27 protein-coding genes are annotated in these 22,809 nt (G+C 73.6%); 22 read left to right on the top strand and 5 right to left on the bottom strand.

Annotated elements, in window-relative coordinates; translation table 11 throughout:
- Positions 1-7 precede the first annotated feature (7 nt).
- The 3 genes from ACN6LD_RS19660 to ACN6LD_RS19650 all read left to right on the top strand — a co-directional run bounded on the left by ACN6LD_RS19660 (position 8) and on the right by ACN6LD_RS19650 (position 2,604).
- On the top strand, positions 8-982 hold the full coding sequence (locus tag ACN6LD_RS19660; protein ID WP_319189006.1) for an ABC transporter ATP-binding protein: 975 nt from the start codon (positions 8-10) through the stop codon (positions 980-982).
- Positions 983-1,085: 103 nt separating this feature from the next.
- Complete coding sequence (locus ACN6LD_RS19655) at positions 1,086-1,910, top strand: ABC transporter permease (protein ID WP_415924849.1); 825 nt, start codon at positions 1,086-1,088, stop codon at positions 1,908-1,910.
- 34 nt (positions 1,911-1,944) lie between these two features.
- Positions 1,945-2,604, top strand: coding sequence for a DUF2567 domain-containing protein (locus tag ACN6LD_RS19650; RefSeq protein ID WP_319189009.1), 660 nt, complete (start codon positions 1,945-1,947; stop codon positions 2,602-2,604).
- A 205-nt stretch (positions 2,605-2,809) separates the two neighbouring features.
- Here ACN6LD_RS19650 and ybaK read toward each other — a convergent pair whose 3' ends face one another.
- From ybaK to ACN6LD_RS19630, 4 genes are all read right to left on the bottom strand, one after another.
- A complete protein-coding gene (gene ybaK, locus ACN6LD_RS19645) occupies positions 2,810-3,313 on the bottom strand; it encodes a Cys-tRNA(Pro) deacylase (RefSeq protein ID WP_445043859.1) in 504 nt (167 codons plus the stop codon).
- Positions 3,314-3,320: 7 nt separating this feature from the next.
- Positions 3,321-4,061 (bottom strand): LON peptidase substrate-binding domain-containing protein, encoded by a 741-nt coding sequence (locus ACN6LD_RS19640; RefSeq protein ID WP_319196294.1) that lies wholly within the window; start codon positions 4,059-4,061, stop codon positions 3,321-3,323.
- Between the two features lie 11 nt (positions 4,062-4,072).
- The gene (locus ACN6LD_RS19635; protein WP_319196292.1) at positions 4,073-5,116 is read right to left on the bottom strand and encodes a hypothetical protein; all 1,044 of its coding nucleotides are present in this window, start codon (positions 5,114-5,116) and stop codon (positions 4,073-4,075) included.
- A 136-nt stretch (positions 5,117-5,252) separates the two neighbouring features.
- Positions 5,253-6,827 carry an oxidoreductase gene (locus ACN6LD_RS19630; RefSeq protein WP_415924992.1) on the bottom strand — a complete coding sequence of 525 codons (1,575 nt, stop codon included), beginning with the start codon at positions 6,825-6,827 and terminating at the stop codon, positions 5,253-5,255.
- Positions 6,828-6,992: 165 nt separating this feature from the next.
- Between ACN6LD_RS19630 and hisD the strand changes: the two genes are divergently transcribed.
- The 10 genes from hisD to ACN6LD_RS19580 all read left to right on the top strand — a co-directional run bounded on the left by hisD (position 6,993) and on the right by ACN6LD_RS19580 (position 14,966).
- Positions 6,993-8,318 carry a histidinol dehydrogenase gene (gene hisD, locus ACN6LD_RS19625; protein WP_319196291.1) on the top strand — a complete coding sequence of 442 codons (1,326 nt, stop codon included), beginning with the start codon at positions 6,993-6,995 and terminating at the stop codon, positions 8,316-8,318.
- Positions 8,315-9,424 (top strand): histidinol-phosphate transaminase, encoded by a 1,110-nt coding sequence (locus ACN6LD_RS19620; protein ID WP_319196289.1) that lies wholly within the window; start codon positions 8,315-8,317, stop codon positions 9,422-9,424. The genes hisD and ACN6LD_RS19620 overlap by 4 nt, the downstream gene beginning before the upstream one ends.
- Positions 9,421-10,023: an imidazoleglycerol-phosphate dehydratase HisB gene (gene hisB / locus ACN6LD_RS19615; RefSeq protein WP_306953163.1), complete on the top strand. Its 603-nt coding sequence runs from the start codon at positions 9,421-9,423 to the stop codon at positions 10,021-10,023. Before ACN6LD_RS19620 ends, hisB begins: the two co-directional genes overlap by 4 nt.
- A gap of 4 nt (positions 10,024-10,027) precedes the next feature.
- Complete coding sequence (locus ACN6LD_RS19610) at positions 10,028-10,192, top strand: hypothetical protein (RefSeq protein WP_057580120.1); 165 nt, start codon at positions 10,028-10,030, stop codon at positions 10,190-10,192.
- Positions 10,183-10,830 carry an imidazole glycerol phosphate synthase subunit HisH gene (gene hisH / locus ACN6LD_RS19605; protein WP_319196286.1) on the top strand — a complete coding sequence of 216 codons (648 nt, stop codon included), beginning with the start codon at positions 10,183-10,185 and terminating at the stop codon, positions 10,828-10,830. Before ACN6LD_RS19610 ends, hisH begins: the two co-directional genes overlap by 10 nt.
- On the top strand, positions 10,827-11,552 hold the full coding sequence (gene priA, locus ACN6LD_RS19600; RefSeq protein WP_306953167.1) for a bifunctional 1-(5-phosphoribosyl)-5-((5-phosphoribosylamino)methylideneamino)imidazole-4-carboxamide isomerase/phosphoribosylanthranilate isomerase PriA: 726 nt from the start codon (positions 10,827-10,829) through the stop codon (positions 11,550-11,552). The genes hisH and priA overlap by 4 nt, the downstream gene beginning before the upstream one ends.
- Positions 11,549-11,962, top strand: a complete 414-nt coding sequence (locus ACN6LD_RS19595; RefSeq protein WP_319196283.1) for a RidA family protein — start codon at positions 11,549-11,551, stop codon at positions 11,960-11,962. The genes priA and ACN6LD_RS19595 overlap by 4 nt, the downstream gene beginning before the upstream one ends.
- Positions 11,959-12,714 carry an imidazole glycerol phosphate synthase subunit HisF gene (hisF, locus tag ACN6LD_RS19590; RefSeq protein WP_319196281.1) on the top strand — a complete coding sequence of 252 codons (756 nt, stop codon included), beginning with the start codon at positions 11,959-11,961 and terminating at the stop codon, positions 12,712-12,714. Before ACN6LD_RS19595 ends, hisF begins: the two co-directional genes overlap by 4 nt.
- A gap of 151 nt (positions 12,715-12,865) precedes the next feature.
- Complete coding sequence (locus tag ACN6LD_RS19585; protein ID WP_319196280.1) at positions 12,866-13,465, top strand: ArsR/SmtB family transcription factor; 600 nt, start codon at positions 12,866-12,868, stop codon at positions 13,463-13,465.
- 316 nt (positions 13,466-13,781) lie between these two features.
- A complete protein-coding gene (locus ACN6LD_RS19580; protein WP_445043868.1) occupies positions 13,782-14,966 on the top strand; it encodes an MFS transporter in 1,185 nt (394 codons plus the stop codon).
- Between the two features lie 76 nt (positions 14,967-15,042).
- Here the strand turns inward: ACN6LD_RS19580 and ACN6LD_RS19575 are convergent, their stop codons facing one another.
- Positions 15,043-15,678, bottom strand: a complete 636-nt coding sequence (locus ACN6LD_RS19575) for a TIGR03085 family metal-binding protein (protein ID WP_319191625.1) — start codon at positions 15,676-15,678, stop codon at positions 15,043-15,045.
- Between the two features lie 83 nt (positions 15,679-15,761).
- Here ACN6LD_RS19575 and hisI point away from each other — a divergent pair, with 83 nt between their 5' ends.
- The 9 genes from hisI to trpA all read left to right on the top strand — a co-directional run bounded on the left by hisI (position 15,762) and on the right by trpA (position 22,739).
- Positions 15,762-16,172: a phosphoribosyl-AMP cyclohydrolase gene (gene hisI, locus ACN6LD_RS19570; RefSeq protein WP_319191627.1), complete on the top strand. Its 411-nt coding sequence runs from the start codon at positions 15,762-15,764 to the stop codon at positions 16,170-16,172.
- 11 nt (positions 16,173-16,183) lie between these two features.
- Complete coding sequence (locus tag ACN6LD_RS19565; protein WP_319191629.1) at positions 16,184-17,671, top strand: anthranilate synthase component I; 1,488 nt, start codon at positions 16,184-16,186, stop codon at positions 17,669-17,671.
- Positions 17,672-17,757: 86 nt separating this feature from the next.
- Positions 17,758-18,405 carry a TIGR02234 family membrane protein gene (locus ACN6LD_RS19560; protein WP_319191630.1) on the top strand — a complete coding sequence of 216 codons (648 nt, stop codon included), beginning with the start codon at positions 17,758-17,760 and terminating at the stop codon, positions 18,403-18,405.
- Between the two features lie 154 nt (positions 18,406-18,559).
- The gene (locus tag ACN6LD_RS19555; protein ID WP_319191632.1) at positions 18,560-18,820 is read left to right on the top strand and encodes an HGxxPAAW family protein; all 261 of its coding nucleotides are present in this window, start codon (positions 18,560-18,562) and stop codon (positions 18,818-18,820) included.
- Positions 18,821-18,941: 121 nt separating this feature from the next.
- The gene (locus ACN6LD_RS19550) at positions 18,942-19,376 is read left to right on the top strand and encodes a DUF2752 domain-containing protein (protein WP_319191634.1); all 435 of its coding nucleotides are present in this window, start codon (positions 18,942-18,944) and stop codon (positions 19,374-19,376) included.
- A 146-nt stretch (positions 19,377-19,522) separates the two neighbouring features.
- Entirely contained in the window at positions 19,523-20,332 is an 810-nt protein-coding gene (trpC, locus tag ACN6LD_RS19545; RefSeq protein WP_057580152.1) for an indole-3-glycerol phosphate synthase TrpC, read from the top strand.
- Positions 20,333-20,353: 21 nt separating this feature from the next.
- Positions 20,354-20,569, top strand: coding sequence for a tryptophan biosynthesis modulator TrpM (trpM, locus tag ACN6LD_RS19540; protein WP_368082551.1), 216 nt, complete (start codon positions 20,354-20,356; stop codon positions 20,567-20,569).
- A 71-nt stretch (positions 20,570-20,640) separates the two neighbouring features.
- On the top strand, positions 20,641-21,924 hold the full coding sequence (gene trpB / locus ACN6LD_RS19535) for a tryptophan synthase subunit beta (protein ID WP_319191636.1): 1,284 nt from the start codon (positions 20,641-20,643) through the stop codon (positions 21,922-21,924).
- Positions 21,921-22,739, top strand: coding sequence for a tryptophan synthase subunit alpha (gene trpA / locus ACN6LD_RS19530; RefSeq protein ID WP_445043858.1), 819 nt, complete (start codon positions 21,921-21,923; stop codon positions 22,737-22,739). Before trpB ends, trpA begins: the two co-directional genes overlap by 4 nt.
- Positions 22,740-22,809 lie beyond the last annotated feature (70 nt).

Below are 22,809 nucleotides of genomic sequence, written 5' to 3'. Positions count from 1 at the left end.
CGAGGTCGTGTGTGCCGTGCGCGGTCTGACCAAGACCTATCCGGCGGTCCGCGGCCGGCGCGGCACTCCCGCGACACCCGAGGTACGGGCCACCGACGACGTACGGCTGGACATCCGGCGCGGTGAGATCTTCGGACTGCTCGGCCCCAACGGCGCCGGCAAGACCACCCTCGTCCGGCAGATGACCGGGCTGATGCGTCCCGACGCGGGAAGCGTGGAGATCCTCGGCCACGACATCGTGCGTCACCCCGAGCGGGCCGCCCGTATCCTCGCCTACCTGGGCCAGGAGTCCACCGCCCTCGACGACCTCACCGTCTCGCTCGCCGCCGAGACCACCGCGCGGCTGCGCGGCCTCGACGTGCACACGGCACGCCGGGAGCGGGACGCCGTCCTCGACGAACTGGGCCTGACGCCGCTCGCCGGCCGCCCCCTGCGCAAGCTGTCCGGCGGTCAGCGCAGACTGGCCTGCTTCGCCGCCGTCCTGGTGGGGGAGCGGCCGCTGCTGGTGCTGGACGAGCCGACCACCGGCATGGACCCGGTGGCACGGCGGGCGGTGTGGGCCGCCGTGGACCGTCGGCGTGCCGAACGCGGCACGACCGTGCTGCTCGTCACCCACAACGTCATCGAGGCGGAGACCGTGCTCGACCGGGTGGCCGTCATCGACCAGGGCAGGGTCATCGCCTGCGACACCCCCGCCGGCCTCAAGGAACAGGTCGCCGACGAGGTGCGGGTCGAGCTGGTGTGGCGGGAGCGGGCGCCGCTGGACGTGCCCGAGGTCGCCGCGCTGCGCGAGCGGGCCCTGGAGTCGGGGCGCCGCTGGACGCTGCGGCTGGCCCCCGACGAGGCCCGCGCGGTCGTCGCCACGGTCACCGGCGGGGCCGCCTTCGCCGCACTGGACGACTTCACCCTTGCCACGCCGAGCCTGGAGGACGTCTACCTGGCGCTCGGCGGGGCGGCGCGGCAGGGACTGGTGCGGGCGTGAGCGCGGCGTGGACGGCGAGCGCCACGGGCGGCGGGCTGAGCGGACGAGCCGCCGGGCCCGTATGGGACGGTATGAGAGCCGTAGGGAAGAGGAGCAGCGCCACGTGAGTGTCGTACCCGCCGAGGTTCTGCCGGGCGGCGCCCGGGCCGTCGCCGAGACGCCCCGAGCCGCGGCCGCCGAACTCGCGCCGCGTGCCCGGCTGTGGCCGTCCCTCGTGGCCGTGTACCGGGCGCAGCTGTCCCGGGCGCGGGTGGCGCGCATCCCGCTGCTGTTCGTGGCGACCTTCCAGTCGGTCGGCATTCTGATCATGATGCGCGGCGTGGTGGACGGCGGGAACGAGGCGGAGGCCGTGGTGGCGGGCTCGGCGGTGCTCGTCGTGGCCTTCGTCGCGCTGAACCTGCTCGCGCAGTACTTCGGGCAGCTGCGGGCGAGCGGGGGGCTGGACCACTACGCGACCCTGCCCGTGCCGCCGGCCGCCGTCGTGCTGGGCGCGGCCGGGGCCTACGCCTCGTTCACCGTGCCGGGGACGCTGGTGACCGCGGTCTTCGGCTGCGTGCTGTTCGGGCTGCCGCTGACCCATCTGTGGGTGCTGGCGGCCGTCATCCCCCTGGCGGGCGCCGCGCTGTCCGGACTCGGCGCGGCCTTCGGGCTGCTCGCGCCACGGCCGGAGCTGGCCACCGTGCTGGGACAACTCGGCATGTCGGCCGCGCTGCTGCTGGGCGTCCTGCCGCCGGACCGGATGCCGGAGGCGGTGCGTTTCGCCCGGGACCTGCTCCCGTCCACCTACGGGGTCGAGGCCTTCGCGCGGACCTTCGGGCCGCACCCCGACTGGGCGTTCGTGCTCGGCGACCTCGCCGTGTGCGCGGGCGTGGGCGTCGTCTCGCTCGCCGTCGCGACCTGGGCGTACCGCCGGGCCGCCGTCCGGTGACGCGCCGCACGGGCACGCCTGGCACGATGTCAGTGTGACCGCACCGCTGACTCCGCCTCCGCCGCCGCACGAACCGTCTCCGCACGAGGCCTGGCCGCCGTCGTCCGGAGGGTACGCGGCCGCCGCGCCCCACGACGGCGCGCACGGACAGGACGGGCCCGGGATGAAGACCGAACTGCGGGAAGCCGCCGTGATCACGGTGGGGGTCGCCCTCGTCGGGGTGCTGCTGGGGCTGCTGTGGGTGTGGCTGGCGCCGCAGGTGCCGCTCGTCGGCGAGCTGTCGGACGGCAGCTGGGTCGTCTACTTCAAGGACACCGAGGGGGAGCAGGCGATCGGGGTGGACGGCACGTTCACCCTGCTGGCCCTGGCCTGCGGCGCCGTGAGTGCGGCGGCGGTCTTCGTGTGGCGGCGGCGCGGGGGAGTGCCCCTGGTGGCGGCCCTCGGCCTGGGCGGTCTTCTCGGCTCGCTGCTGGCCTGGCGGCTGGGGGTGTGGCTCGGGCCCGACTCCGATGTGATCGCGCACGCGCAGGCCGCCGGCAAGGGCGTCACGTTCTCGGCGCCGCTGAAGCTCGGGGCGAAGGGGGCGCTGCTGGCGTGGTCGCTGGCCGCGATGCTGGTGCATCTGGGGCTCACGGCGTTGTTCGGGCCCCGGGATCCCGAGCCGTTCCCGCCGTACGGGGCGCCTACGGCGTAGGGGCGGCGCCGCTGCGGGGGCGGTTTTCGCCCCCGCCGCCCCTTCCCGCCCCGTCCTCAGGGGTGCTGCCCCTGTGCTCGCCCCGCCGAGGGGCTCTGCCCCCTGGACCCCCGATCGGCCTGGACGGCCTCGTCCTCGAACGCCGGACGGGCTGGATGGCCGGCGGGGCACGAGGCGGGCGGGCTGGACGGGCCGGGGTGACCGGTCAGGGGCGGGCGATGGGGGCCAGCAGGGCGTCGGTCTGGATGGTCAGGTCCGCCGGGGAGAGTTCGACCTCCAGGCCTCTGCGGCCCGCCGAGACGCAGATGGTGGCGTGCGTGGTCGCCGAGTCGTCCAGGACCGTGCGGAGTCTCTTGCGCTGGCCGAGCGGGGAGATGCCGCCGCGGACGTAGCCCGTGGTGCGTTCGGCCAGCGCCGGGTCGGCCATCGCGGCCCGCTTGCCGCCGACCGCCGAGGCCAGGGCCTTCAGGTCGAGGGAGCCCGCGACGGGAACCACCGCCACGGTCAGGGCTCCGTCCACGTCCGCGACCAGGGTCTTGAAGACGCGGTCGGGGGAGACGCCCATCGCCTCGGCCGCCTCCTCGCCGTAGGACGGGTGGCCCGGGTCGTGGTCGTAGGCGTGGACCGTGTAGTGCACGCCCGCCGCCGTCAGGGCCACCGTCGCGGGCGTGCCGCCGGACTGCTGCTGCTTCTTCGGCTTCTTCGCCATGGGGCCTTCAGTTGAGACTGGTCGGGGCGCGGGTCAGGTCCGCCGCGGGCAGCGAGGGCAGGCTGCGGATGATCGCCGTCTCGGCGCGCAGCACGGTCAGCTCCTCCCGCAGCCGTGAGGCCGTGTCGGGGGCCTGCAGAAGACGCTGCTTGCTCGGGACGTCCAGCATCATCGCCGCCGCCACCAGGTACGACACCACCGAGGGGTCGTCCGGCAGGTCCGCGCCGGTGGCCAGCGAGCGCTCGCGGGCGCCCGCCAGCCGCTTCTGGTACTGGCGGAAGGCGCGCAGCACGCCCTCGGCGAGGGCGCCGGCCTCGTCGCCCGGTTCCTCCGGCAGCTCCTGCAGCTCCGCCGTGAGGAAGGGACCCGACGCGTCCACCGACAGCAGCTTGACGCGGGTCGTGCCCGTCGCCAGCACCTCGAAGGTGCCGTCGGCGCGCTCGCGGATCGTCGCCGCGTCGGCCACGCAGCCCACGCCGTGGAACGTCCGGGCGGGGTCGTCGCCGAAGCCGGCGGCCGGGCCGCGCTCGGTCGCCGCCGTGCGGTCGGGGAGCCCCCGGGCGCTGGGCGCCACCTCGTGGCCGTCACGGATGGCCACGACGGCGAACCGGCGCGATTCGTCCTCGGGGGTCTTCAGAAGGTCGCGCATCATGGCGCGATAGCGCTCCTCGAAGACGTTGAGCGGAAGCACGAGTCCCGGGAACAACACCGAGTTCAGCGGGAAGAGCGGCAGACGGACGGTGGTCACGACGCAGAAGCCTAATGGTCCAGTGGCCGGGCTCGTCCGCCGTGCCCGCCACCCGGCTGCCACGGGGGGCGGTCGGACGGCCCCGAGCGGACCTCGTCGCGCACGGCCAGGAAGTGGCCGAGGGGGTCGTCCGACAGCCGCCCCCAGGGGAAGGAGGTGGCATACGGGCCGATCAGCCGCAGCTGGGCGAGGGCGTCGTCGCGGCGGTCGAGGCGGACCAGGACGTAGGTCAGCACGTTGCGGATCTCGGCCGGCCACGGGTCGACGGACGGGAATCGGGCGGAGAGCGCGATGGCGCGGTCGGCCGCCGCGTCCAGTCGCTCGCGCGGCACCTCGGGTCCGCAGCCGTCGGTGAGATAGGCGAAGGCCGCCCGGGCCGGCAGTGCTTGGACGAGGGAGCCGGCCGGCGCGTCCTGCGCGGCCCGGTCGGCGAAGTCGAAGCACTCGCGGTGGGAGCCGTGCCAGGACTCGGCCAGATAGCGCTTGGCGGCGACATGGCAGCCGTAGTGGTGCGGGGCGCGGCGCACCGCGGCCGTCCACAGCTCGCCGAAGTACTTGTGCCCCGCCTGGGAGCCGCGGGCGTGGTCCAGGGCTATCCGCCACGGCACCGGGTCGCGGACGTCGCTCTGCGCGGCGGCGGTGATCAGCGGGCTCACCTCGCGCAGCAGCTCGGCCCGGGCGGGCGAGCCCCAGGCGCGCGCCACGGCGAGCTGGGCGGCCACGAGCAGGACGTCGGGGTCGCGCGGGGCGGCGGCGCGCCAGTCCTCGAACCACTCCGGGCGGGAGCGGGCGAAGGCGGCGAGCCGGGTCGCGTACCGGTCGCGGTACTCCCACTCGGCCCGTTCCCGGGTACGGGCCAGCAGCTCGGCGGCGGGCGCGTAGGCGCCGAGGGCGGCGGCGACCAGCGCGGGCCCGAGCCGGTCGTCGGGCACGTCGAGGAGCACCTCGTCGTCGGCGGGGAGCCCGGCGGCGCTGTGGGGGGCGGCGATCCGTGCCTGCCGGGAGCTCCGGGAGGCACGGATGAACGTGGGGAGCAGTGCCATGGTGCCGACCATTGAAAAGCCGCGGCTTCAGATTGCGCCAGAGGCTTCACGCAACCTGCGGAAAGTTGTACGCCCCGAGGTCAAGGGATGGTAAAGGTGAGCGTTCAACAACTTCTCCCGGCGCGCACCGCCGCAGAAGCGCTGCCCCTCAGCTCCGGCGCAGCAGTCTCGTCGCCCCCGCTGCCACGGCCGTCGCCAGGATCCAGCCGAGCAGGACCAGCACCGTCGACAGCCACTGCCAGCCGCCGCTCAGCTGCCACTGGCCGACCTGCCCGAGGTCGATGACCGGCAGCAGCAGGTCGAGGGCGAACAGGGCCGGATTCCAGGGCGGATGTCCCTGCCGGTCGACGGGCGGGTGCGCGGCGTGGGCGAAGGCCAGCGAGCTCGCCGCCCACAGCACCGCCATCCACACCGCCGCGCGGCCCGGCCGGTATCCGTAGGCGACCGTCCAGTCCTGCGCGTAGCCCCAGAGCTTCGCGGCCGGCGGCAGGGTCTCGCGACGACGGCGCTGCTTGGCCAGCAGCACCTCGCGCGCGTCCTCGTCCTCCCCGCCGGTCCGCAGCACGGCCGCCAGCCGCTCGTACGGCTCCGGCGCGTACTCGGCCGTCGCCGCCGCCACCCAGCGCAACCGCTCGGCCAGCGGGAAGGGCCCCTGCGGCACCAGGTTCTCGTAAGCGAAGCCGCCCATGTGCAGCGCGCCCGGGGCCGGCCAGGCGCCCGCCCGGTCCACCAGGTTGATCACCCGGGCGCCGGACAGGACCACCTTGCCGCGCAGCGGCTGCTCGCCCAGGAAGCGCAGCTCGGGCGTCTGCACCCGGCGCAGCGACAGCTCCTGCTCGTCCGTGAGGACGAACCGGGCCCGCTCCAGGTCCACCGCGTCCCCGAACCGGCCGTCGTCCAGGCGTATCCCGCCCCGGCACTCGAAACGCTGGATGCGCGTCCCGCGGGCCGGGGTGACACCGCTCAGCGCGTGGCCGCCGACGCCGGCCGGGGTGAGGTAGAGCGAACGCTCCACGGTCAGCTGGGGCGCGTTCAGCGCGAGCCGCGTGTACGGGTTGGCCAGCCGCGCCCCGCGCAGACTCAGCGACACTCCGATCTTGGCGCTGCGCAGGCTCAGCTCGCCGTGCGACTCGAGCAGTTCGGCCTGGAGGTCCTGGCCGACCGTCATGCCGTCCGCGGCGATCGAGCGGCCGGTGCGGTCCCGGTAGACGATCGCCTGGTTCAGCAGCAGGTCGGTGCCGATGTGCGCGTCGGTGAGCCGCACGCCGTTGTGGAAGCGGCAGCGCGGGAGGTGCAGATCGCCCTCGGTGTGCACCCGCGCCGCCTCCAGGCGCGGCACCGAGCAGTCCACCAGCCGCATGGTCGTGAACCGCGCCTCGGGCAGCAGCACGTCCCGCTCGAACCGGCAGCGCTTCATCTCCACGTACGGCACCACCGTGCCGCCCGCGAGATCCAGCGAGCCGCTGATCTGCACGCCGGCCAGCTTCATCGAGGCCACCCGGCCGGCCAGCGCCGGCGGCCCGTCCAGCAGCAGCCAGGCGACGATCCGGGCCCGCACCGTCCGCGCCACGCCCCACGGATGGCCGCCGTGCGGATCGTCGACGACCGTGTCCCCGCTGCTCAGGTCGTACACGCTGCCGTTGCGGAAGGCCTGCCACATGCCTGCCTCGGCCGCGGTCAGGTCGTCCGGCAGATCGCCTGCGCCGTCGGTCACCGCTGTCACCCGTCACCCCCTCCGTCACTCCTGGGTTTCGCACGGCTGTTCTGCCCGCTGAGTGACCCCCCGAACACCCAACGTGAAGGCGATCTTCCGAGTTCCGGCCACGGTCTGTATCAGCCATTGATACGCGCGGACGACGCCCGATCCCGGTCTGAGAGAATTGGCCACGTGATCTCCCGAATCGATCTGCGCGGCGACGCCCTTCCCGAGGGACCCGCCCTGCGCGACCTGCTTCCCCGAGCCGACTTCGACGTCTCGGCCGCCCTCGAGAAGGTGCGTCCGATCTGCGAGGCCGTGCATCATCGGGGCGACGCGGCGCTGATCGACTTCGCCGAGAGATTCGACGGGGTCCGGCTGGAATCCGTACGGGTCCCGGCCCGGGCGATCGCCGACGCGCTGGACGGCCTCGACCCGGCCGTGCGCGCGGCCCTGGAGGAGTCCATCCGCCGTGCCCGTCTCGTCCACCGCGAGCAGCGCCGTACGACCCACACGACCCAGGTCGTGCCCGGCGGCGCCGTGACCGAGAAGTGGGTGCCCGTCGACCGGGTCGGTCTGTACGCGCCCGGCGGCCGCTCGGTCTACCCGTCCTCCGTGGTGATGAACGTGGTGCCCGCCCAGGAGGCGGGCGTCGGGTCCATCGCCCTGGCCTCGCCCGCGCAGGCCGAGTTCGCAGGCCTGCCCCACCCGACGATCCTCGCCGCCTGCGCCCTGCTCGGCGTCGACGAGGTGTACGCGGCCGGTGGCGCGACCGCCGTCGCGATGTTCGCGTACGGCACCGAGTCCTGCGCGCCCGCGAACATGGTCACCGGCCCGGGCAACATCTGGGTCGCCGCCGCCAAACGCTACTTCGCCGGCAGGATCGGCATCGACGCCGAGGCGGGACCGACCGAGATCGCCGTCCTCGCCGACGCCACGGCCGACCCCGTGCACGTCGCCGCCGACCTGATCAGCCAGGCCGAACACGACCCGCTGGCCGCCGCCGTCCTGGTCACCGACTCCGTCGAGCTGGCGGACGCGGTCGCCAGGGAACTGGAGCCGCAGGTCGCGGCCACCAAGCACGTCGAGGACCGGATCGTCCCGGCGCTCGCCGGCCGGCAGTCGGCGATCGTGCTGGTCGACGGCGTCGAGGAGGGCCTGCGGGTGGTCGACGCCTACGGCGCGGAGCACCTGGAGATCCAGACGGCGGACGCCGCCGCCGTGGCCGACCGGGTGAGGAACGCGGGCGCGATCTTCGTCGGGCCCTGGGCGCCGGTCTCGCTCGGCGACTACGCGGCAGGCTCCAACCACGTGCTCCCGACGGGGGGCTGCGCCTGCCACTCCTCCGGGCTGTCCGTGCAGTCCTTCCTCCGCGGCATCCACATCGTCGACTACACGCGCGACGCGCTCGCCGAGGTCGCGCACCACGTGGTGACGCTGGCGGAGGCGGAGGACCTGCCCGCCCACGGGGCGGCGATCAAGGCGCGGTTCGCATGGAAGGTACCGACGAGCAAGTGAGCTTCGGAATCGACGATCTCCCCGTACGGGACGAGCTGCGCGGCAAGTCCCCCTACGGCGCGCCCCAGCTGGACGTCCCCGTACGGCTGAACACGAACGAGAACCCCTACCCGCTGCCCGAGCCGCTGGTCGAGCGGATCGCCGAGCGGGTGCGTGACGCGGCCCGCGAGCTCAACCGGTACCCGGACCGCGACGCCGTCGAACTGCGGACGCAGCTGGCGAAGTACCTCAGCGACACGACGGGGCACGAGGTCGCCCGCGCGAACGTGTGGGCCGCCAACGGCTCCAACGAGGTCCTCCAGCAGCTGCTGCAGACCTTCGGCGGACCCGGCCGCACGGCGATCGGCTTCGAGCCGTCGTACTCGATGCATGGGCTCATCGCCCGCGGCACCGGGACCGGGTGGGTCTCCGGGCCGCGCAACGCCGACTTCACCGTCGACCTCGCGGCCGCCGAGAAGGCCATCGCCGAGCACCGCCCCGACGTCGTCTTCGTCACCACCCCCAACAACCCCACCGGCACCGCGGTCCCGGCCGAGACGGTCCTCGCGCTGTACGAGGCCGCCCAGGCCGCGAAGCCGTCGATCGTCGTGGTCGACGAGGCGTACATCGAGTTCAGCCACGGCGGCTCGCTGCTGCCGCTGATCGAGGGCCGGCCGCACCTCGTCGTGTCACGCACAATGTCGAAGGCCTTCGGCGCGGCGGGCCTGCGCCTCGGGTACCTCGCCGCGCACCCCGCGGTGGTGGACGCCGTCCAGCTGGTCCGGCTGCCCTACCACCTGTCGGCCGTCACCCAGGCGACCGCGCTGGCCGCCCTGGAGCACACCGACATCCTGCTGAAGTACGTCGAGCAGCTGAAGTCGGAGCGGGACCGCCTGGTGGGCGAACTGCTCGCGGCCGGCTACGAGGTCACGCCGTCCGACGCCAACTTCGTGCAGTTCGGGCGGTTCGACGACGCCCACGCGGTGTGGCGGCAGATCCTCGACCGGGGCGTCCTGGTCCGGGACAACGGGGTGCCCGGCTGGCTGCGGGTCACCGCCGGAACCCCCGAAGAGAACGACGCGTTCCTCGACGCGGTCCGTGAACTGAAGAAGGAGACGAACGCATGACTCGCGAAGGCCGCGTCGGAAGAATCGAGCGGACCACGAAGGAGACCTCGGTCCTCGTCGAGATCGACCTCGACGGTTCCGGCAAGGTCGACGTGTCGACCGGCGTCGGCTTCTACGACCACATGCTCGACCAGCTCGGACGGCACGGCCTGTTCGACCTGACCGTGAAGACCGACGGCGACCTGCACATCGACTCGCACCACACCATCGAGGACACCGCCCTCGCGCTGGGCGCCGCCTTCAAGCAGGCCCTCGGCGACAAGGTGGGGATCTACCGCTTCGGCAACTGCACGGTCCCGCTGGACGAGTCCCTCGCTCAGGTCACCGTCGACCTCTCCGGCCGCCCCTACCTCGTGCACACCGAGCCCGAGAAGATGGCGCCGATGATCGGCGAGTACGACACGACGATGACCCGGCACATCCTGGAGTCCTTCGTCGCCCAGGCGCAGATCGCGCTGCACGTGCACGTGCCCTACGGGCGCAACGCGCACCACATCGTGGAGTGCCAGTTCAAGGCGCTGGCCCGGGCCCTGCGCTACGCGTCCGAGCGCGACCCGCGCGCGGTCGGCATCCTCCCCTCCACGAAGGGCGCGCTGTAAAGCCATGACCGGACTGTCGACCATCCTGATCGTCGTCGGCCTCTTCCTGGCCGGCGGCATCTACTCCTTCGTCAAGCAGCAGATGCCCCGGAGCCTGATCGTGCTGCTCTCGATAGGGGCCGCGATGTGCCTCGTCGCCGGTGTGATGCGGCTGGAGGTGTGGAATTGAGCAGCGCGAAGAAGGTCGTGGTCTTCGACTACGGCTTCGGCAACGTCCGCTCCGCCGAGCGCGCCCTCGCGCGCACCGGGGCGGACGTCGAGATCACCCGTGACTTCGACACGGCGATGAACGCCGACGGTCTGCTGGTGCCGGGCGTCGGCGCCTTCGCCGCCTGCATGCGCGGCCTGAAGGAGGCCCGCGGCGACTGGATCATCGGCCGCCGGCTGTCCGGCGGGCGGCCGGTCATGGGCATCTGCGTCGGCATGCAGATCCTGTTCGAGCGCGGCATCGAGCACGGCGTGGAGACCGAGGGCCTCGACGAGTGGCCCGGCGCGGTCGAGCCGCTGCAGGCGGACGTCGTGCCGCACATGGGCTGGAACACCGTGGACGCCCCGGCCGACTCCCAGCTGTTCGCCGGCCTCGACGCGGACGCCCGCTTCTACTTCGTGCACTCCTACGCCGTCCACGACTGGTCCCTGGAAGTGCTCAACCCGGCGATGCGCGCCCCCAGGGTGACCTGGGCGACGCACGGCGAGCGGTTCGTGGCCGCCGTGGAGAACGGCGCCCTGTGGGCCACGCAGTTCCACCCCGAGAAGTCCGGCGACGCCGGAGCCCAGCTCCTCACCAACTGGATCGGAACACTGTGAGCAAGCTCGAACTCCTCCCCGCCGTCGACGTCCGCGACGGCCAGGCCGTCCGTCTCGTGCACGGCGAGTCCGGGACCGAGACCTCCTACGGCTCCCCGCTCGAGGCGGCCCTCGCCTGGCAGCGGTCGGGTGCCGAGTGGCTGCACCTGGTCGACCTGGACGCCGCGTTCGGCACCGGCGACAACCGCGCGCTGATCGCCGAGGTCGCGAAGGCGATGGACATCAAGGTGGAGCTCTCCGGCGGCATCCGCGACGACGACACCCTCGCCGCCGCCCTCGCCACCGGCTGCACGCGCGTGAACCTGGGCACGGCCGCGCTGGAGACGCCCGAGTGGGTCGCCAAGGTCATCTCCGAGCACGGCGACAAGATCGCGGTCGGCCTGGACGTCCGCGGCACGACCCTGCGCGGGCGCGGCTGGACCCGCGACGGCGGCGACCTCTACGAGACGCTGGCCCGCCTCGACCAGGAGGGCTGCGCGCGGTACGTGGTCACCGACATCGCCAAGGACGGCACCCTGCAGGGCCCGAACCTCGAGCTGCTGAAGAACGTCTGCGCGGTCACCGACCGGCCCGTCGTCGCCTCCGGCGGCGTGTCGTCGCTGGACGACCTCCGGGCCATCGCCGAGCTGGTGCCGCTCGGCGTCGAGGGCTCCATCGTCGGCAAGGCGCTGTACGCGAAGGCGTTCACCCTGGAAGAGGCCCTGGAAGCGGTGGCCCGGTGAGCGAGGTGCGCCGGATCGGGTCCGGCGGCCCCTGGGAGGAGGCCTTCGGCTACTCCCGCGCGGTGCAGCTGCCGGGCGGGCTGGTGCTCGTCTCCGGCTGCACCTCCGTGGTGGACGGCGAGATCGCCGCCGGGGGGCCGTACGAGCAGACGGTCAACGCCTTCAACGTCGCCTTCGCCGCGCTGGAGAAGCTGGGGCTCGGCCGCGACGACGTCGTCCGCACGCGCATGTACCTCACCCACGCGCGGGACATCGACGACATCGGGCGCGCCCACAAGGAGCTGTTCGACGCCGTCCGGCCGGCAGCGTCCCTGGTCATCGTGTCCGGGTTCGTGGACCCGAGCCTGGTCGTCGAGGTCGAGGTCGAGGCGTTCCGCTCCGGCGTCGACGAGGAGGTGTCCGCGCCATGACGCTGGCCGTACGAGTCATCCCCTGCCTGGACGTGGACGCCGGCCGGGTGGTCAAGGGCGTCAACTTCCAGAACCTGCGCGACGCGGGCGACCCCGTCGAGATGGCCAAGGTGTACGACGCCGAGGGCGCCGACGAGCTGACGTTCCTGGACATCACCGCCTCCTCCGGCAACCGCGAGACGACGTACGACGTGGTGCGCCGCACCGCCGAGCAGGTGTTCATCCCGCTGACCGTGGGCGGCGGGGTCCGCACCCCGGAGGACGTCGACCAGCTGCTGCGGGCCGGCGCCGACAAGGTGGGCGTCAACACCGCCGCGATCGCCCGCCCGGAGCTCATCAGGGAGATCGCCGAACGGTTCGGACGGCAGGTGCTGGTGCTGTCGGTGGACGCCCGGCGCACGGAGTCGGGCTCCTTCGAGGTGACGACGCACGGCGGCCGCCGGGGCACCGGCATCGACGCCGTCGAGTGGGCGCACCGGGCGGCGGAGCTGGGCGCGGGCGAGATCCTGCTCAACTCGATGGACGCGGACGGCACCAAGGACGGCTACGACCTGGAGATGATCGCCGCGGTGCGCAAGCACGTGACGGTCCCGGTGATCGCCTCCGGCGGCGCCGGCCGGCTCACGGACTTCCCGCCGGCCGTGGAGGCGGGCGCGGACGCGGTGCTCGCGGCGTCGGTCTTCCACTTCGGCGACCTGCGGATCGGCGAGGTCAAGGAGACCCTGCGCGAAGCGGGACACCCGGTGCGGTGACGCCGGTGGACGCGCCGCGCGACGCGCGACGCCCCTGACACGCGGTAAGCCCCGGTCGCCTGGCGGCCGGGGCTTACTCGCGCCGAAACAGGAAAGAGAAGTTGCGCAAAAAATATTGCGCAACTATTCCTTCCTGTCTACGGTGAGAGCCATGACAGACAGGGAGCGCAATCGCCGGATCACGGACCTGGGCACGCTGAAGGCGCTCGCCCACCCTCTCCGGATGCAGCTGTACCGCGGGCTGACCGTCGCCCGCGTCGCCACCGCCTCCCACCTGGCCGACCAGGTCGGCGAGGCCGTCTCGCTCGTCAGCTACCACCTGCGCAAGCTCGCCGAGCACGGGCTCATCGAGGAGGCCGAGCCGCAGAGCGCGGACGGCCGCGAGCGCTGGTGGCGGCTCGCCTCCGACGGCGTGAGCATCCGCGACGAGGACTTCCGCGACGCTCCGGAGAAGGCGGCCGCGCACACCGCGGCCAGCCGGCTCTTCGCCGAGGACCGCATGGACATGTACCGCCGCTGGCTCGACGAGCGGACCCACTGGGGCCCCGAATGGAACCGCAGCGCCGAGTCCTCCGAGTCCATCCTGCGGCTCACCGCGGACGAACTGGCCGAGCTCAACGCCGAGATGCTCGCGCTCCTGCGCAGGTACGACGAACGGGGCAGGGCCGCCGAGGCCGCTCAGCCCGGCGAGGCGGCCGAGGGCCGGGAGAACGTCTCGGTGCACACGTACGCGTTCCCGTTCCGTGCCTGATCCGACGCCCGGCAGCGGCCCCGGCTCCGACGCCGCGTCGGGCGCCGCCTCCGTCTCTGCCTCCGCCTCCGTCTCTGCCTCCGCCTCCGTCTCTGCCTCCGCCTCCGTCTCTGCCTCCGCCTCCGTCTCTGCCTCCGCCTCCGCCTCAGCTTCCGCCTCCGCCTGCGCCTCCGAGGCCGAGGCCGATTCCGTGCTCCGTTCCGTGTCCGCACCCGTGGGAGAGAGGCTGCCGGTGACCACCGCCACGCACGAGACCGTCCAGCGCACAGCCCCCGAACGCCCCGTCCCCGAACCCCCTGCCCACCGCGACCCCAACGTGCTGCGGTGGCTCACCGCCTACGCCGCCTCCATGGTCGGCGACAGCGTCTACTACATCGCCCTGTCGTGGGCCGCCGTGCAGGCCGGCACCCCCGCGCAGGCCGGGCTGGTGATGACGGCGAGCGCCGTGCCGCGGGCCCTGCTGATGCTGGGCGGGGGAGTGATCGCCGACCGGCTGGGCCCGCGCCGGGTCGTGATCGGCAGTGACGCGGTGCGCTGCGCGGCCGTCCTGGCGGTGGCCGCGCTGCTGTACGCGACGACTCCCGGCCTGTGGCCGCTCGCCCTGCTCGCCCTGGTCTTCGGCGCCGTCGACGCCGTCTTCATGCCGGCCGTGGGCGCGCTCCCCGCGCGCGTGACGAGCCGCGGGCAGCTCGCGCGCGTCCAGGGCATGCGCGGCCTCGCCATCCGGTTCGCGAGCGTCGTCGGCGGGCCCCTCGGCGGTCTCGCGGTGGCGGTCGGCGGAGCGGCGGCCGCCTTCGCCCTGGCGGGGCTGCTGATAGCGGTCTCGGTGCCGCTGCTGTGCTCCGTGCGCGTCCGCGAGCTGCCCGCCGACGACAAGGCGGCCGCCGGCGGCACCGCCTGGAGCGACCTGCTCGCCGGCCTGCGGTACGTGCGCCGCCACCGCGTGCTCGCCCCGCTGCTGCTGGCCATAGCCCTCGGCGACCTGGGCTTCGTCGGGCCCCTCAACGTGGGCCTGACCCTGCTGGCCGACGAACGCGGCTGGGGCGCCGCCGGCATGGGCTGGGTGCTCTCCGGGTTCGGCGTCGGCGCGGGCGCCGCCTCGCTGCTGCTGACCCTGCGGGGACGGCTCCCGCGCGCCGGGAAACTGGCCGGCTCGTCGCTCCTGGCGGGCTCCGTGGCCATCGGCGGCCTCGCCTTCGCGCCCACCCTCGTCGCCGCCGTCGGCACGGCCCTGCTGATCGGGCTGCTCGCCGGGCTCAGCGGCGCCGTGTGCGGAGCCCTGCTGCAGACCCAGGCCGCCCCGGCCTACCTGGGCCGCGTCACCGCCGTCTCCGGCCTCGTCAGCGTCGGCCTCACCCCGCTCAGCATGCCGGTGTCGGCCGCGGCCGTCGGAGCCTGGGGCACCGGCCCCGTCTTCGTCGTCAGCGCCGCGGTCTGCGGGCTGGGCGGGGTCGCGGCCCTGAGCGTGCGCAGCCTGCGCCGCGCCGAACTGCCGCGCTGACCTCGCCTCTCGCGGCCGGGCCGCCGACGCCGGGTCGCCGGCCCGCGCGGGCCGGATGCCGAGCTGCCGGCGCGGGTCAGATGCCGAGCTGCTTGCCGCCGTGCAGCCGGTCGATCGCTTCCTTCTCGCCGTCCAGCTCCACCACGGCGGCGCTCTGCCGGCCGTACAGGAACAGCAGCAGCTCCGACGGCTCACCCGTCGCCGTCACGACCGGCGTGCCCCGGTTGGCGACCGCCGTACGGCCGTCCGGGCGGCGCAGGACCAGGCCCGTCGGGGTGCCTCGGCCCATCAGGCGCGCGGTGCGCTCCAGACGCGACCACAGAGCGTCCTGGAAGACCGGGTCGAGCTCACGCGAGGACCAGTCGGGCCTGGCCCGGCGGACGTCCTCCGTGTGCACGTAGAACTCGATGGTGTTGGACGCCTCGTCGAGCTGCTTGAGCTGGAACGGGGAGAAACGCGGCGGACCCGTGCGGATCAGCTGGATCAGCTCCTCGTACGGCTTCGCGGCGAACTCCTCCATCACCCGGTCCAGGCGCGACGCGAGCTGCTTGATCAGGATGCCCCCGGCGGCGTCCGGACGGCGTTCGCGCACCACCACGTGCGCGGCCAGGTCACGGGTCTGCCAGCCCTCGCAGAGCGTGGGCGCCTCAGGGCCCGCGGTCTCCAAGAGGTCGGCGAGCAGGAGCCGTTCACGCTTCGCGAAAGTGGACATGCGGCCAGCCTACGACCCCGCGCACGGTCCGCCCAGTGGACACCGCGCCGTCACCGTCAGTGGCGCGCGGCACAATGGCAGGCATGACCAGCACGCCCACGCCCAGCAGCCTGGACCCCGACATCGCCGCGCGTCTCAAGCGCAGCCCCGACGGGCTCGTCCCCGCCATCGCCCAGCAGTACGACACCGGTGAGGTGCTCATGCTCGGCTGGATGGACGACGAGGCGCTGCACCGCACGCTCACCACCGGCCGCTGCACCTACTGGTCGCGCAGCCGCCGCGAGTACTGGGTCAAGGGCGACACCTCCGGCCACGTCCAGCAGGTCAGGTCCGTAGCCCTCGACTGCGACGCCGACACCGTGCTCGTCCAGGTCGACCAGACCGGCGCCGCCTGCCACACCGGCGCGCGCACCTGCTTCGAGGCCGACGTGCTCCTGAAGGACGCAGCGGTCGCCGCGGACGCCGATTCCGGCGTGCCTGCCTCGGATCAGTAAGGTCAGCCGCCATGGACCTCGAGACGTTCCGCAAGCTGGCCACCGACCGGCGGGTCATCCCGGTCACCCGCAAGCTCCTCGCCGACGGCGACACCCCGGTCGCGCTCTACCGCAAGCTCGCCGCCGAGCGCCCCGGCACCTTCCTCCTGGAGTCCGCGGAGAACGGCCGCTCCTGGTCCCGGTACTCCTTCGTCGGAGTCCGCAGCTCCGCCACGCTCACCGCACGCGACGGCCAGGCCCACTGGCTCGGCGCCCCGCCCGTCGGCGTCCCCGCCGAGGGCGACCCGCTCGCCGCGCTGCGCGCCACCGTCGAGACCCTGCACACCCCCCACCAGGAGGGCCTGCCGCCCTTCACCGGCGGCATGGTCGGCTATCTCGGTTACGACATCGTGCGCCGCCTGGAGAAGATCGGCCCCGGCGAGCGCGACGACCTGAAGCTGCCCGAGCTGACGATGCTGCTCACCAGCGACCTCGCCGTCATGGACCACTGGGAGGGCTCCGTCCTGCTGATCGCCAACGCGGTCAACCACAACGACCTCGACACCGGCGTCGACGAGGCGCACGCCGACGCGGTCGCCCGGCTGGACGCCATGGAGGCCGACCTCTCCCGCGCCGTCGCCCAGCCGCCGGCCGTCCTGCCGCCCTCCGAACTGCCCGAGTACACCGCCCTGTGGGGCGGCCCCGACTTCCGCGAGGCCGTCGAGGACGTCAAGGAGCGCATCCGCGCGGGCGAGGCCTTCCAGGTCGTCCCCTCCCAGCGCTTCGAGACGGCGTGCACCGCGAGCGCGCTGGACGTCTACCGGGTCCTGCGGGCCACCAACCCCTCCCCGTACATGTACCTGTTCCGCTTCGACGGCTTCGACGTCGTGGGCTCCTCCCCGGAGGCCCTGGTCAAGGTCGAGGACGGACGGGCCATGGTCCACCCCATCGCCGGCACCCGGCACCGGGGCGCCACCCCGCAGGAGGACCAGGCGCTCGCAGACGAGCTGCTCGCCGACCCCAAGGAGCGCGCCGAGCACCTCATGCTCGTCGACCTGGGCCGCAACGACCTGGGGCGGGTCTGCGAGCCCGGCTCGGTCGAGGTCGTCGACTTCATGTCCGTCGAGCGGTACTCGCACGTGATGCACATCGTCTCTACCGTCACCGGCCAGGTCGCCGCCGGCCGCACCGCGTTCGACGTCCTCACCGCCTGCTTCCCCGCCGGCACCCTCTCCGGCGCCCCCAAGCCGCGCGCCATGCAGATCATCGACGAACTGGAGCCGTCCCGACGCGGCCTGTACGGCGGCTGTGTGGGCTATCTGGACTTCGCGGGGGACTCCGACACGGCCATCGCCATCCGCACGGCCCTGCTGCGCGACGGCACCGCCTACGTCCAGGCCGGCGCGGGCATCGTCGCCGACTCCGACCCGGTCGCCGAGGACCAGGAGTGCCGCAACAAGGCGGCGGCCGTGCTGCGCGCCGTCCACACCGCCAACCGCCTCGGCGACCGGAGCGCCTGAGCAGGCCTGCGGCCGGGGCGCCCGCCGCCCGATAGGACGCGTCTCACTGAACCCCGGGTGACGTATCGCCCGGGGTTCAGGCGATAGTGGAGTACGTGACTGCTGCTCCTGACCCCCGTTCCGAGACCGCATCCGCCCGGTCGGGCCGCCGGAGCCTCGCCCTCGCCCTGCTGTGCGGCGCGCTGGGCGCGGCCGTGGCCCTGCTGGCCACCCGACAGCGCTGGTCGGAGGGCACGGCCACGGTGGCCGGCGGCGCCTTCCCGCTGACCGCCAGGGGCAGCGACGTGACGGGCGTGCCCGCCGCCCTCGCCATAGTCGGCCTCGCCGCGCTCGTCGCCGTCTTCGCCGTCCGCCGCACCGGCCGCCTCGCCGTCTCCGCGCTGCTCGCGCTGTCCGGCGCCGGGATCATGGCCACCGCCCTGATCGGCGCACGCGACGGCTCCGCGCTCGACGAGCAGGCCGCCAAGGCCTCCGGTGACACCTCGGCCACCGTCGCCTCGTTCACCCACACCCTCTGGCCCTACGCGGCGGCGGCGGGCGGCGCCCTGATCCTCATCGCCGGGCTGCTCGCCCTGCGCTACGGACGCCGCTGGCCCGCCATGTCGGGCCGCTACGAACGCGACGGCACGCCCCGTCCCCGGCGCGCCGCAAGGCCCGCCGACCCCGACCGGCCCGAAGAGATGTGGAAGGCCCTGGACCGGGGCGAGGACCCGACGGGCGCCGGCCCCGCCTGACAGGCCCCTGACCAGGTCGCCGTCCCGAGCCGCCGATGTGGCGCATCAGACGCGACCGGATACCACCCCCGCGTCCGTCAGGCGTGCGCGTACGGGACAATGGACCACGAGCGTCCGCTCGGACGGACACAGAGACAGCAATGAGGAGCAAGTCATGGCGGGCAGCAGCCACGGACACACCCCGGCCGCCTGGACCGGTGTCACCATCGCCATCATCGGGTTCACCGTCGCGGGCGCGTTCATGGTGATGGCCGAGCCGCTCGGCTTCTGGGCCGGCATGGCGATCGTGGCGCTCTCCGGATTCGTCGGCCTCGCGATGCGGGCGGCGGGCCTGGGCCGGCCGAAGGCCGCGGCCCAGCCGGTGCACCAGGTCACGCCCACGGCCACCCGCGAGCCGGCGGGCGCCGAGGGCTGAGCGACCCGTACCTCCTGAGGGGCGGCCGGTGGGCAACCGGCCGCCCCTCAGACGTGCGCGGCCGTCTCTCACCCCTGCGCGGCCGCCCCCGCACGCGCGCGTGCGGCCCCGGCGGGGCACAATGCGAACCGTGAACGCCGACAGCCGCAGCGTGACGAGGACCGCCCCAGGACGCCTGGCCGTGCCCGCAGGAATCCTCGCGGCCGTCGCCGGGGCCTTCGCCTACGTCGGGGCCGTCGACCCCAACGAACCCGGCCACTACCCGGCCTGCCCCCTGCTGCGCTACACGGGCCTGTACTGCCCCGGCTGCGGAGGCCTGCGCAGCGCGCACGCCTTCGTGCACGGCGATCTGCAGACCGCCCTGCACGACAACGCGCCGGCCGTCGTCGCCTTCCTCGGCTTCGCCGTCGTGTGGACCGTCTGGGTGGTCCGTGCGGCGCGCGGCCGCCCCGTGCGCGTCGACCCCACCTCCGTGCAGCTGTGGACGCTCGGCGCGTTGCTGCTGGTCTTCACGGTTGTCCGGAACCTGCCGTTCGGCGGCTGGCTACACCCTTGATCGACAGGGCGATGTCCAGGTAGTGGGACCGCCGTCAACCGGATGCGAGGCCATCGCCCCGCTCCGGATACCATCGAGTGACCATCTGTTTCTCCCTCGGTCGCGAAAAGCGCCGACCGTCTCTCAGCCGGAAGGGGGCCGCTCGCGTGAGTGTGCTCGACGAGATCATCGACGGAGTCCGTGCCGACCTCGCGGAGCGGCAGGCGCGCGTCAGCCTCGACGAGCTCAAGGAGCTGGCGGCCAAGGCCCCCGCCGCCAAGGACGGTGTCGCGGCGCTGCGCGGCGACGGCGTCAAGGTCATCTGCGAGGTCAAGCGCTCCAGCCCCTCCAAGGGCGCGCTGGCCGCGATCGCAGACCCCGCCGGCCTCGCCGCCGACTACGAGGCGGGCGGCGCGGCGGTCATCTCCGTCCTCACCGAACAGCGCCGGTTCGGCGGCTCGCTCGCCGACCTCGAGGCGGTCCGCGCCCGGGTGGACATCCCCGTCCTGCGCAAGGACTTCATCGTCACCTCGTACCAGCTGTGGGAGGCCCGCGCGTACGGCGCCGACCTCGCGCTGCTCATCGTGGCCGCCCTGGAGCAGTCGGCCCTGGAGTCGCTGATCGAGCGCGCCGTCTCCATCGGCCTCACCCCGCTCGTCGAGGTCCACGACGAGGACGAGGTGGAGCGCGCCGTCGACGCAGGCGCCAAGGTGATCGGCGTCAACGCGCGCAACCTGAAGACCCTCGAGGTCGACCGGGGCACCTTCGAGCGGGTGGCACCCGAGATCCCGGCGAGCATCGTCAAGATCGCCGAGTCCGGGGTGCGAGGCCCGCACGACCTCATCGCGTACGCCAACGCGGGCGCCGACGCGGTCCTCGTCGGCGAGTCCCTGGTGACCGGCCGCGACCCCAAGACCGCGGTGGCCGACCTGGTGGCGGCGGGCGAGCACCCCGCACTGCGCCACGGCCGGGGCTGATCTCCCGCTAGGCTTGCCCCGATGACTCCGACGACCCCCGCGACCGCCACGGACCGGTACGCCCGCCTCGCGCGCGGCTGCCGCCCCCGTGGCTGCCGCGCGCCCGCCCGCCGGGTGCACGGCCGACGCGTGCGGTACGTCATCGGGGACGAACCCGGTCAGGTGAACGGCATGCGATGGCAGCGGCGCCCCCCAGGGGCGCGGGGAACTGCGCGACAAGCCACCGACGGCCGCTAGCCGTCCGACGACCCCGCCCCCACGGCGTTTCGTGTCTGCACACCAAAACCGTCTCACCGTGAGGTTTGCGCATGCCCAGCGAGTTCTTCATTCCCGACCCCGACGGTCAGGTCCCCACCGTCGAGGGCTACTTCGGCGCGTTCGGCGGCAAGTTCATCCCGGAGGCCCTCGTCGCCGCCGTGGACGAGGTGGCCGTCGAGTACGACAAGGCCAAGCACGACCCCGAGTTCGCCCGTGAGCTCGACGACCTGCTCGTGCACTACACCGGCCGCCCCAGCTCCCTCACCGAGGTGCCGAGGTTCGCCGAGCACGCCGGCGGCGCCCGGGTGTTCCTCAAGCGCGAGGACCTCAACCACACCGGCTCCCACAAGATCAACAACGTGCTCGGCCAGGCGCTGCTCACCCGGCGCATGGGCAAGACCCGTGTGATCGCCGAGACCGGCGCGGGCCAGCACGGCGTCGCCACGGCCACCGCCTGCGCCCTCTTCGGGCTCGAGTGCACCATCTACATGGGCGAGATCGACACCCAGCGCCAGGCCCTCAACGTGGCCCGGATGCGCATGCTGGGCGCCGAGGTCGTCGCCGTGAAGTCCGGCAGCCGCACCCTGAAGGACGCGATCAACGAGGCGTTCCGCGACTGGGTCGCCAACGTCGACCGCACCCACTACCTGTTCGGCACGGTCGCCGGACCGCACCCCTTCCCGGCGATGGTCCGCGACTTCCACCGGGTCATCGGCGTCGAGGCCCGCCGCCAGATCCTGGAGCGCGCCGGCCGCCTGCCCGACGCGGCCGTCGCCTGCGTCGGCGGCGGCTCCAACGCCATCGGCCTCTTCCACGCCTTCATCCCGGACGCCGGCGTGCGTCTGATCGGCTGCGAGCCGGCCGGGCACGGCATCGAGACGGGCGAGCACGCGGCGACCCTGACCGCGGGCGAGCCCGGCATCCTGCACGGGTCGCGCTCCTACGTCCTCCAGGACGACGAGGGCCAGATCACCGAGCCGTACTCCATCTCGGCGGGCCTGGACTACCCGGGCATCGGCCCCGAGCACTCCTACCTCAAGGACACCGGCCGCGGCGAGTACCGCGCGGTCACCGACGACGCGGCCATGCAGGCGCTGCGCCTGCTGTCGCGCACCGAGGGCATCATCCCGGCCATCGAGAGCGCCCACGCGCTGGCCGGCGCCCTGGAGGTCGGCAGGGAACTCGGCCCGGACGGGCTGATCGTCGTGAACCTGTCGGGTCGCGGCGACAAGGACATGGACACGGCCGCCCGCTACTTCGGGCTGTACGACACCGACGCCGAGGTCGCCGCCGACGCGGCCGACACCGCGGAGATCGAGGGGGACGCGAAGTGAGCGGGAACATCCAGCTGCTGTCGGACACCCTCGCCGCCGCGAAGGCCGAGGCCCGTGCCGCGCTCATCGCCTACCTCCCGGCCGGGTTCCCGACCGTGGACGGCGGCATCGCGGCGATCAAGGCCGTCCTGGACGGCGGCGCCGACGTGGTCGAGGTCGGACTGCCGCACAGCGACCCGGTCCTCGACGGCCCGGTCATCCAGACCGCCGACGACATCGCCCTGCGCGGCGGGGTGCGCATCGCGGACGTCATGCGCACGGTCCGCGAGGCGTTCGAGGCCACCGGCAAGCCGATCCTCGTCATGACGTACTGGAACCCCATCGACCGCTACGGCGTCGAGCGGTTCACCGCCGAACTGGCGGAGGCCGGCGGTGCGGGCTGCATCCTGCCCGACCTGCCGGTGCAGGAGTCGGCCCTGTGGAGGGAGCACGCCGAGAAGCACGGCCTCGCGACCGTCTTCGTCGTCGCGCCGAGCAGCCGGGCCGCCCGGCTCGCGCAGATCACCGAGGCGGGCAGCGGCTTCGTGTACGCCGCCTCGCTGATGGGTGTCACCGGCACCCGGGAGTCGGTCGGCGCACAGGCCCACGACCTGGTGGAACGGACCCGGGCCACCGGTTCGGGCCTGCCGGTCTGCGTCGGCCTCGGCGTCTCGGACGCCCGGCAGGCCGCCGAGGTGGCGGGCTTCGCCGACGGTGTGATCGTCGGTTCGGCCTTCGTCAAGCGGATGCTGGACGCGCCGGACGACGCGGCCGGCGTCGAGGCGGTCCGCGCCCTCGCGCGCGATCTGGCGAAGGGCGTGCGCCGCCAGGCGTGAGGCTCCCGGACGGGAACACCGGTCACCCGAACGGGTGGACTCGGGGTCGGGGAGGCGCATTGCGCCTCCC

It is taken from the genome of Streptomyces sp. SAS_272 (assembly GCF_052543235.1).
Note: the sequence above shows the minus strand (reverse complement) of the source record. Positions and strands in the feature narration are given on the sequence as shown.

Coding starts and splice junctions, on each gene's coding strand:
- ybaK (WP_445043859.1), bottom strand. CDS start 3,313: ATGGCGAAGAAGCCGAAGAAGCAGCAGCAGTCCGGCGGCACGCCCGCG.
- ACN6LD_RS19635 (WP_319196292.1), bottom strand. CDS start 5,116: ATGGTCGGCACCATGGCACTGCTCCCCACGTTCATCCGTGCCTCCCGG.
- hisB (WP_306953163.1), top strand. CDS start 9,421: ATGACTCGCGAAGGCCGCGTCGGAAGAATCGAGCGGACCACGAAGGAG.
- ACN6LD_RS19610 (WP_057580120.1), top strand. CDS start 10,028: ATGACCGGACTGTCGACCATCCTGATCGTCGTCGGCCTCTTCCTGGCC.
- hisF (WP_319196281.1), top strand. CDS start 11,959: ATGACGCTGGCCGTACGAGTCATCCCCTGCCTGGACGTGGACGCCGGC.
- ACN6LD_RS19585 (WP_319196280.1), top strand. CDS start 12,866: ATGACAGACAGGGAGCGCAATCGCCGGATCACGGACCTGGGCACGCTG.
- ACN6LD_RS19575 (WP_319191625.1), bottom strand. CDS start 15,678: ATGTCCACTTTCGCGAAGCGTGAACGGCTCCTGCTCGCCGACCTCTTG.
- hisI (WP_319191627.1), top strand. CDS start 15,762: ATGACCAGCACGCCCACGCCCAGCAGCCTGGACCCCGACATCGCCGCG.
- ACN6LD_RS19565 (WP_319191629.1), top strand. CDS start 16,184: ATGGACCTCGAGACGTTCCGCAAGCTGGCCACCGACCGGCGGGTCATC.
- ACN6LD_RS19555 (WP_319191632.1), top strand. CDS start 18,560: ATGGCGGGCAGCAGCCACGGACACACCCCGGCCGCCTGGACCGGTGTC.
- ACN6LD_RS19550 (WP_319191634.1), top strand. CDS start 18,942: ATGCGAACCGTGAACGCCGACAGCCGCAGCGTGACGAGGACCGCCCCA.
- trpM (WP_368082551.1), top strand. CDS start 20,354: ATGACTCCGACGACCCCCGCGACCGCCACGGACCGGTACGCCCGCCTC.
- trpB (WP_319191636.1), top strand. CDS start 20,641: ATGCCCAGCGAGTTCTTCATTCCCGACCCCGACGGTCAGGTCCCCACC.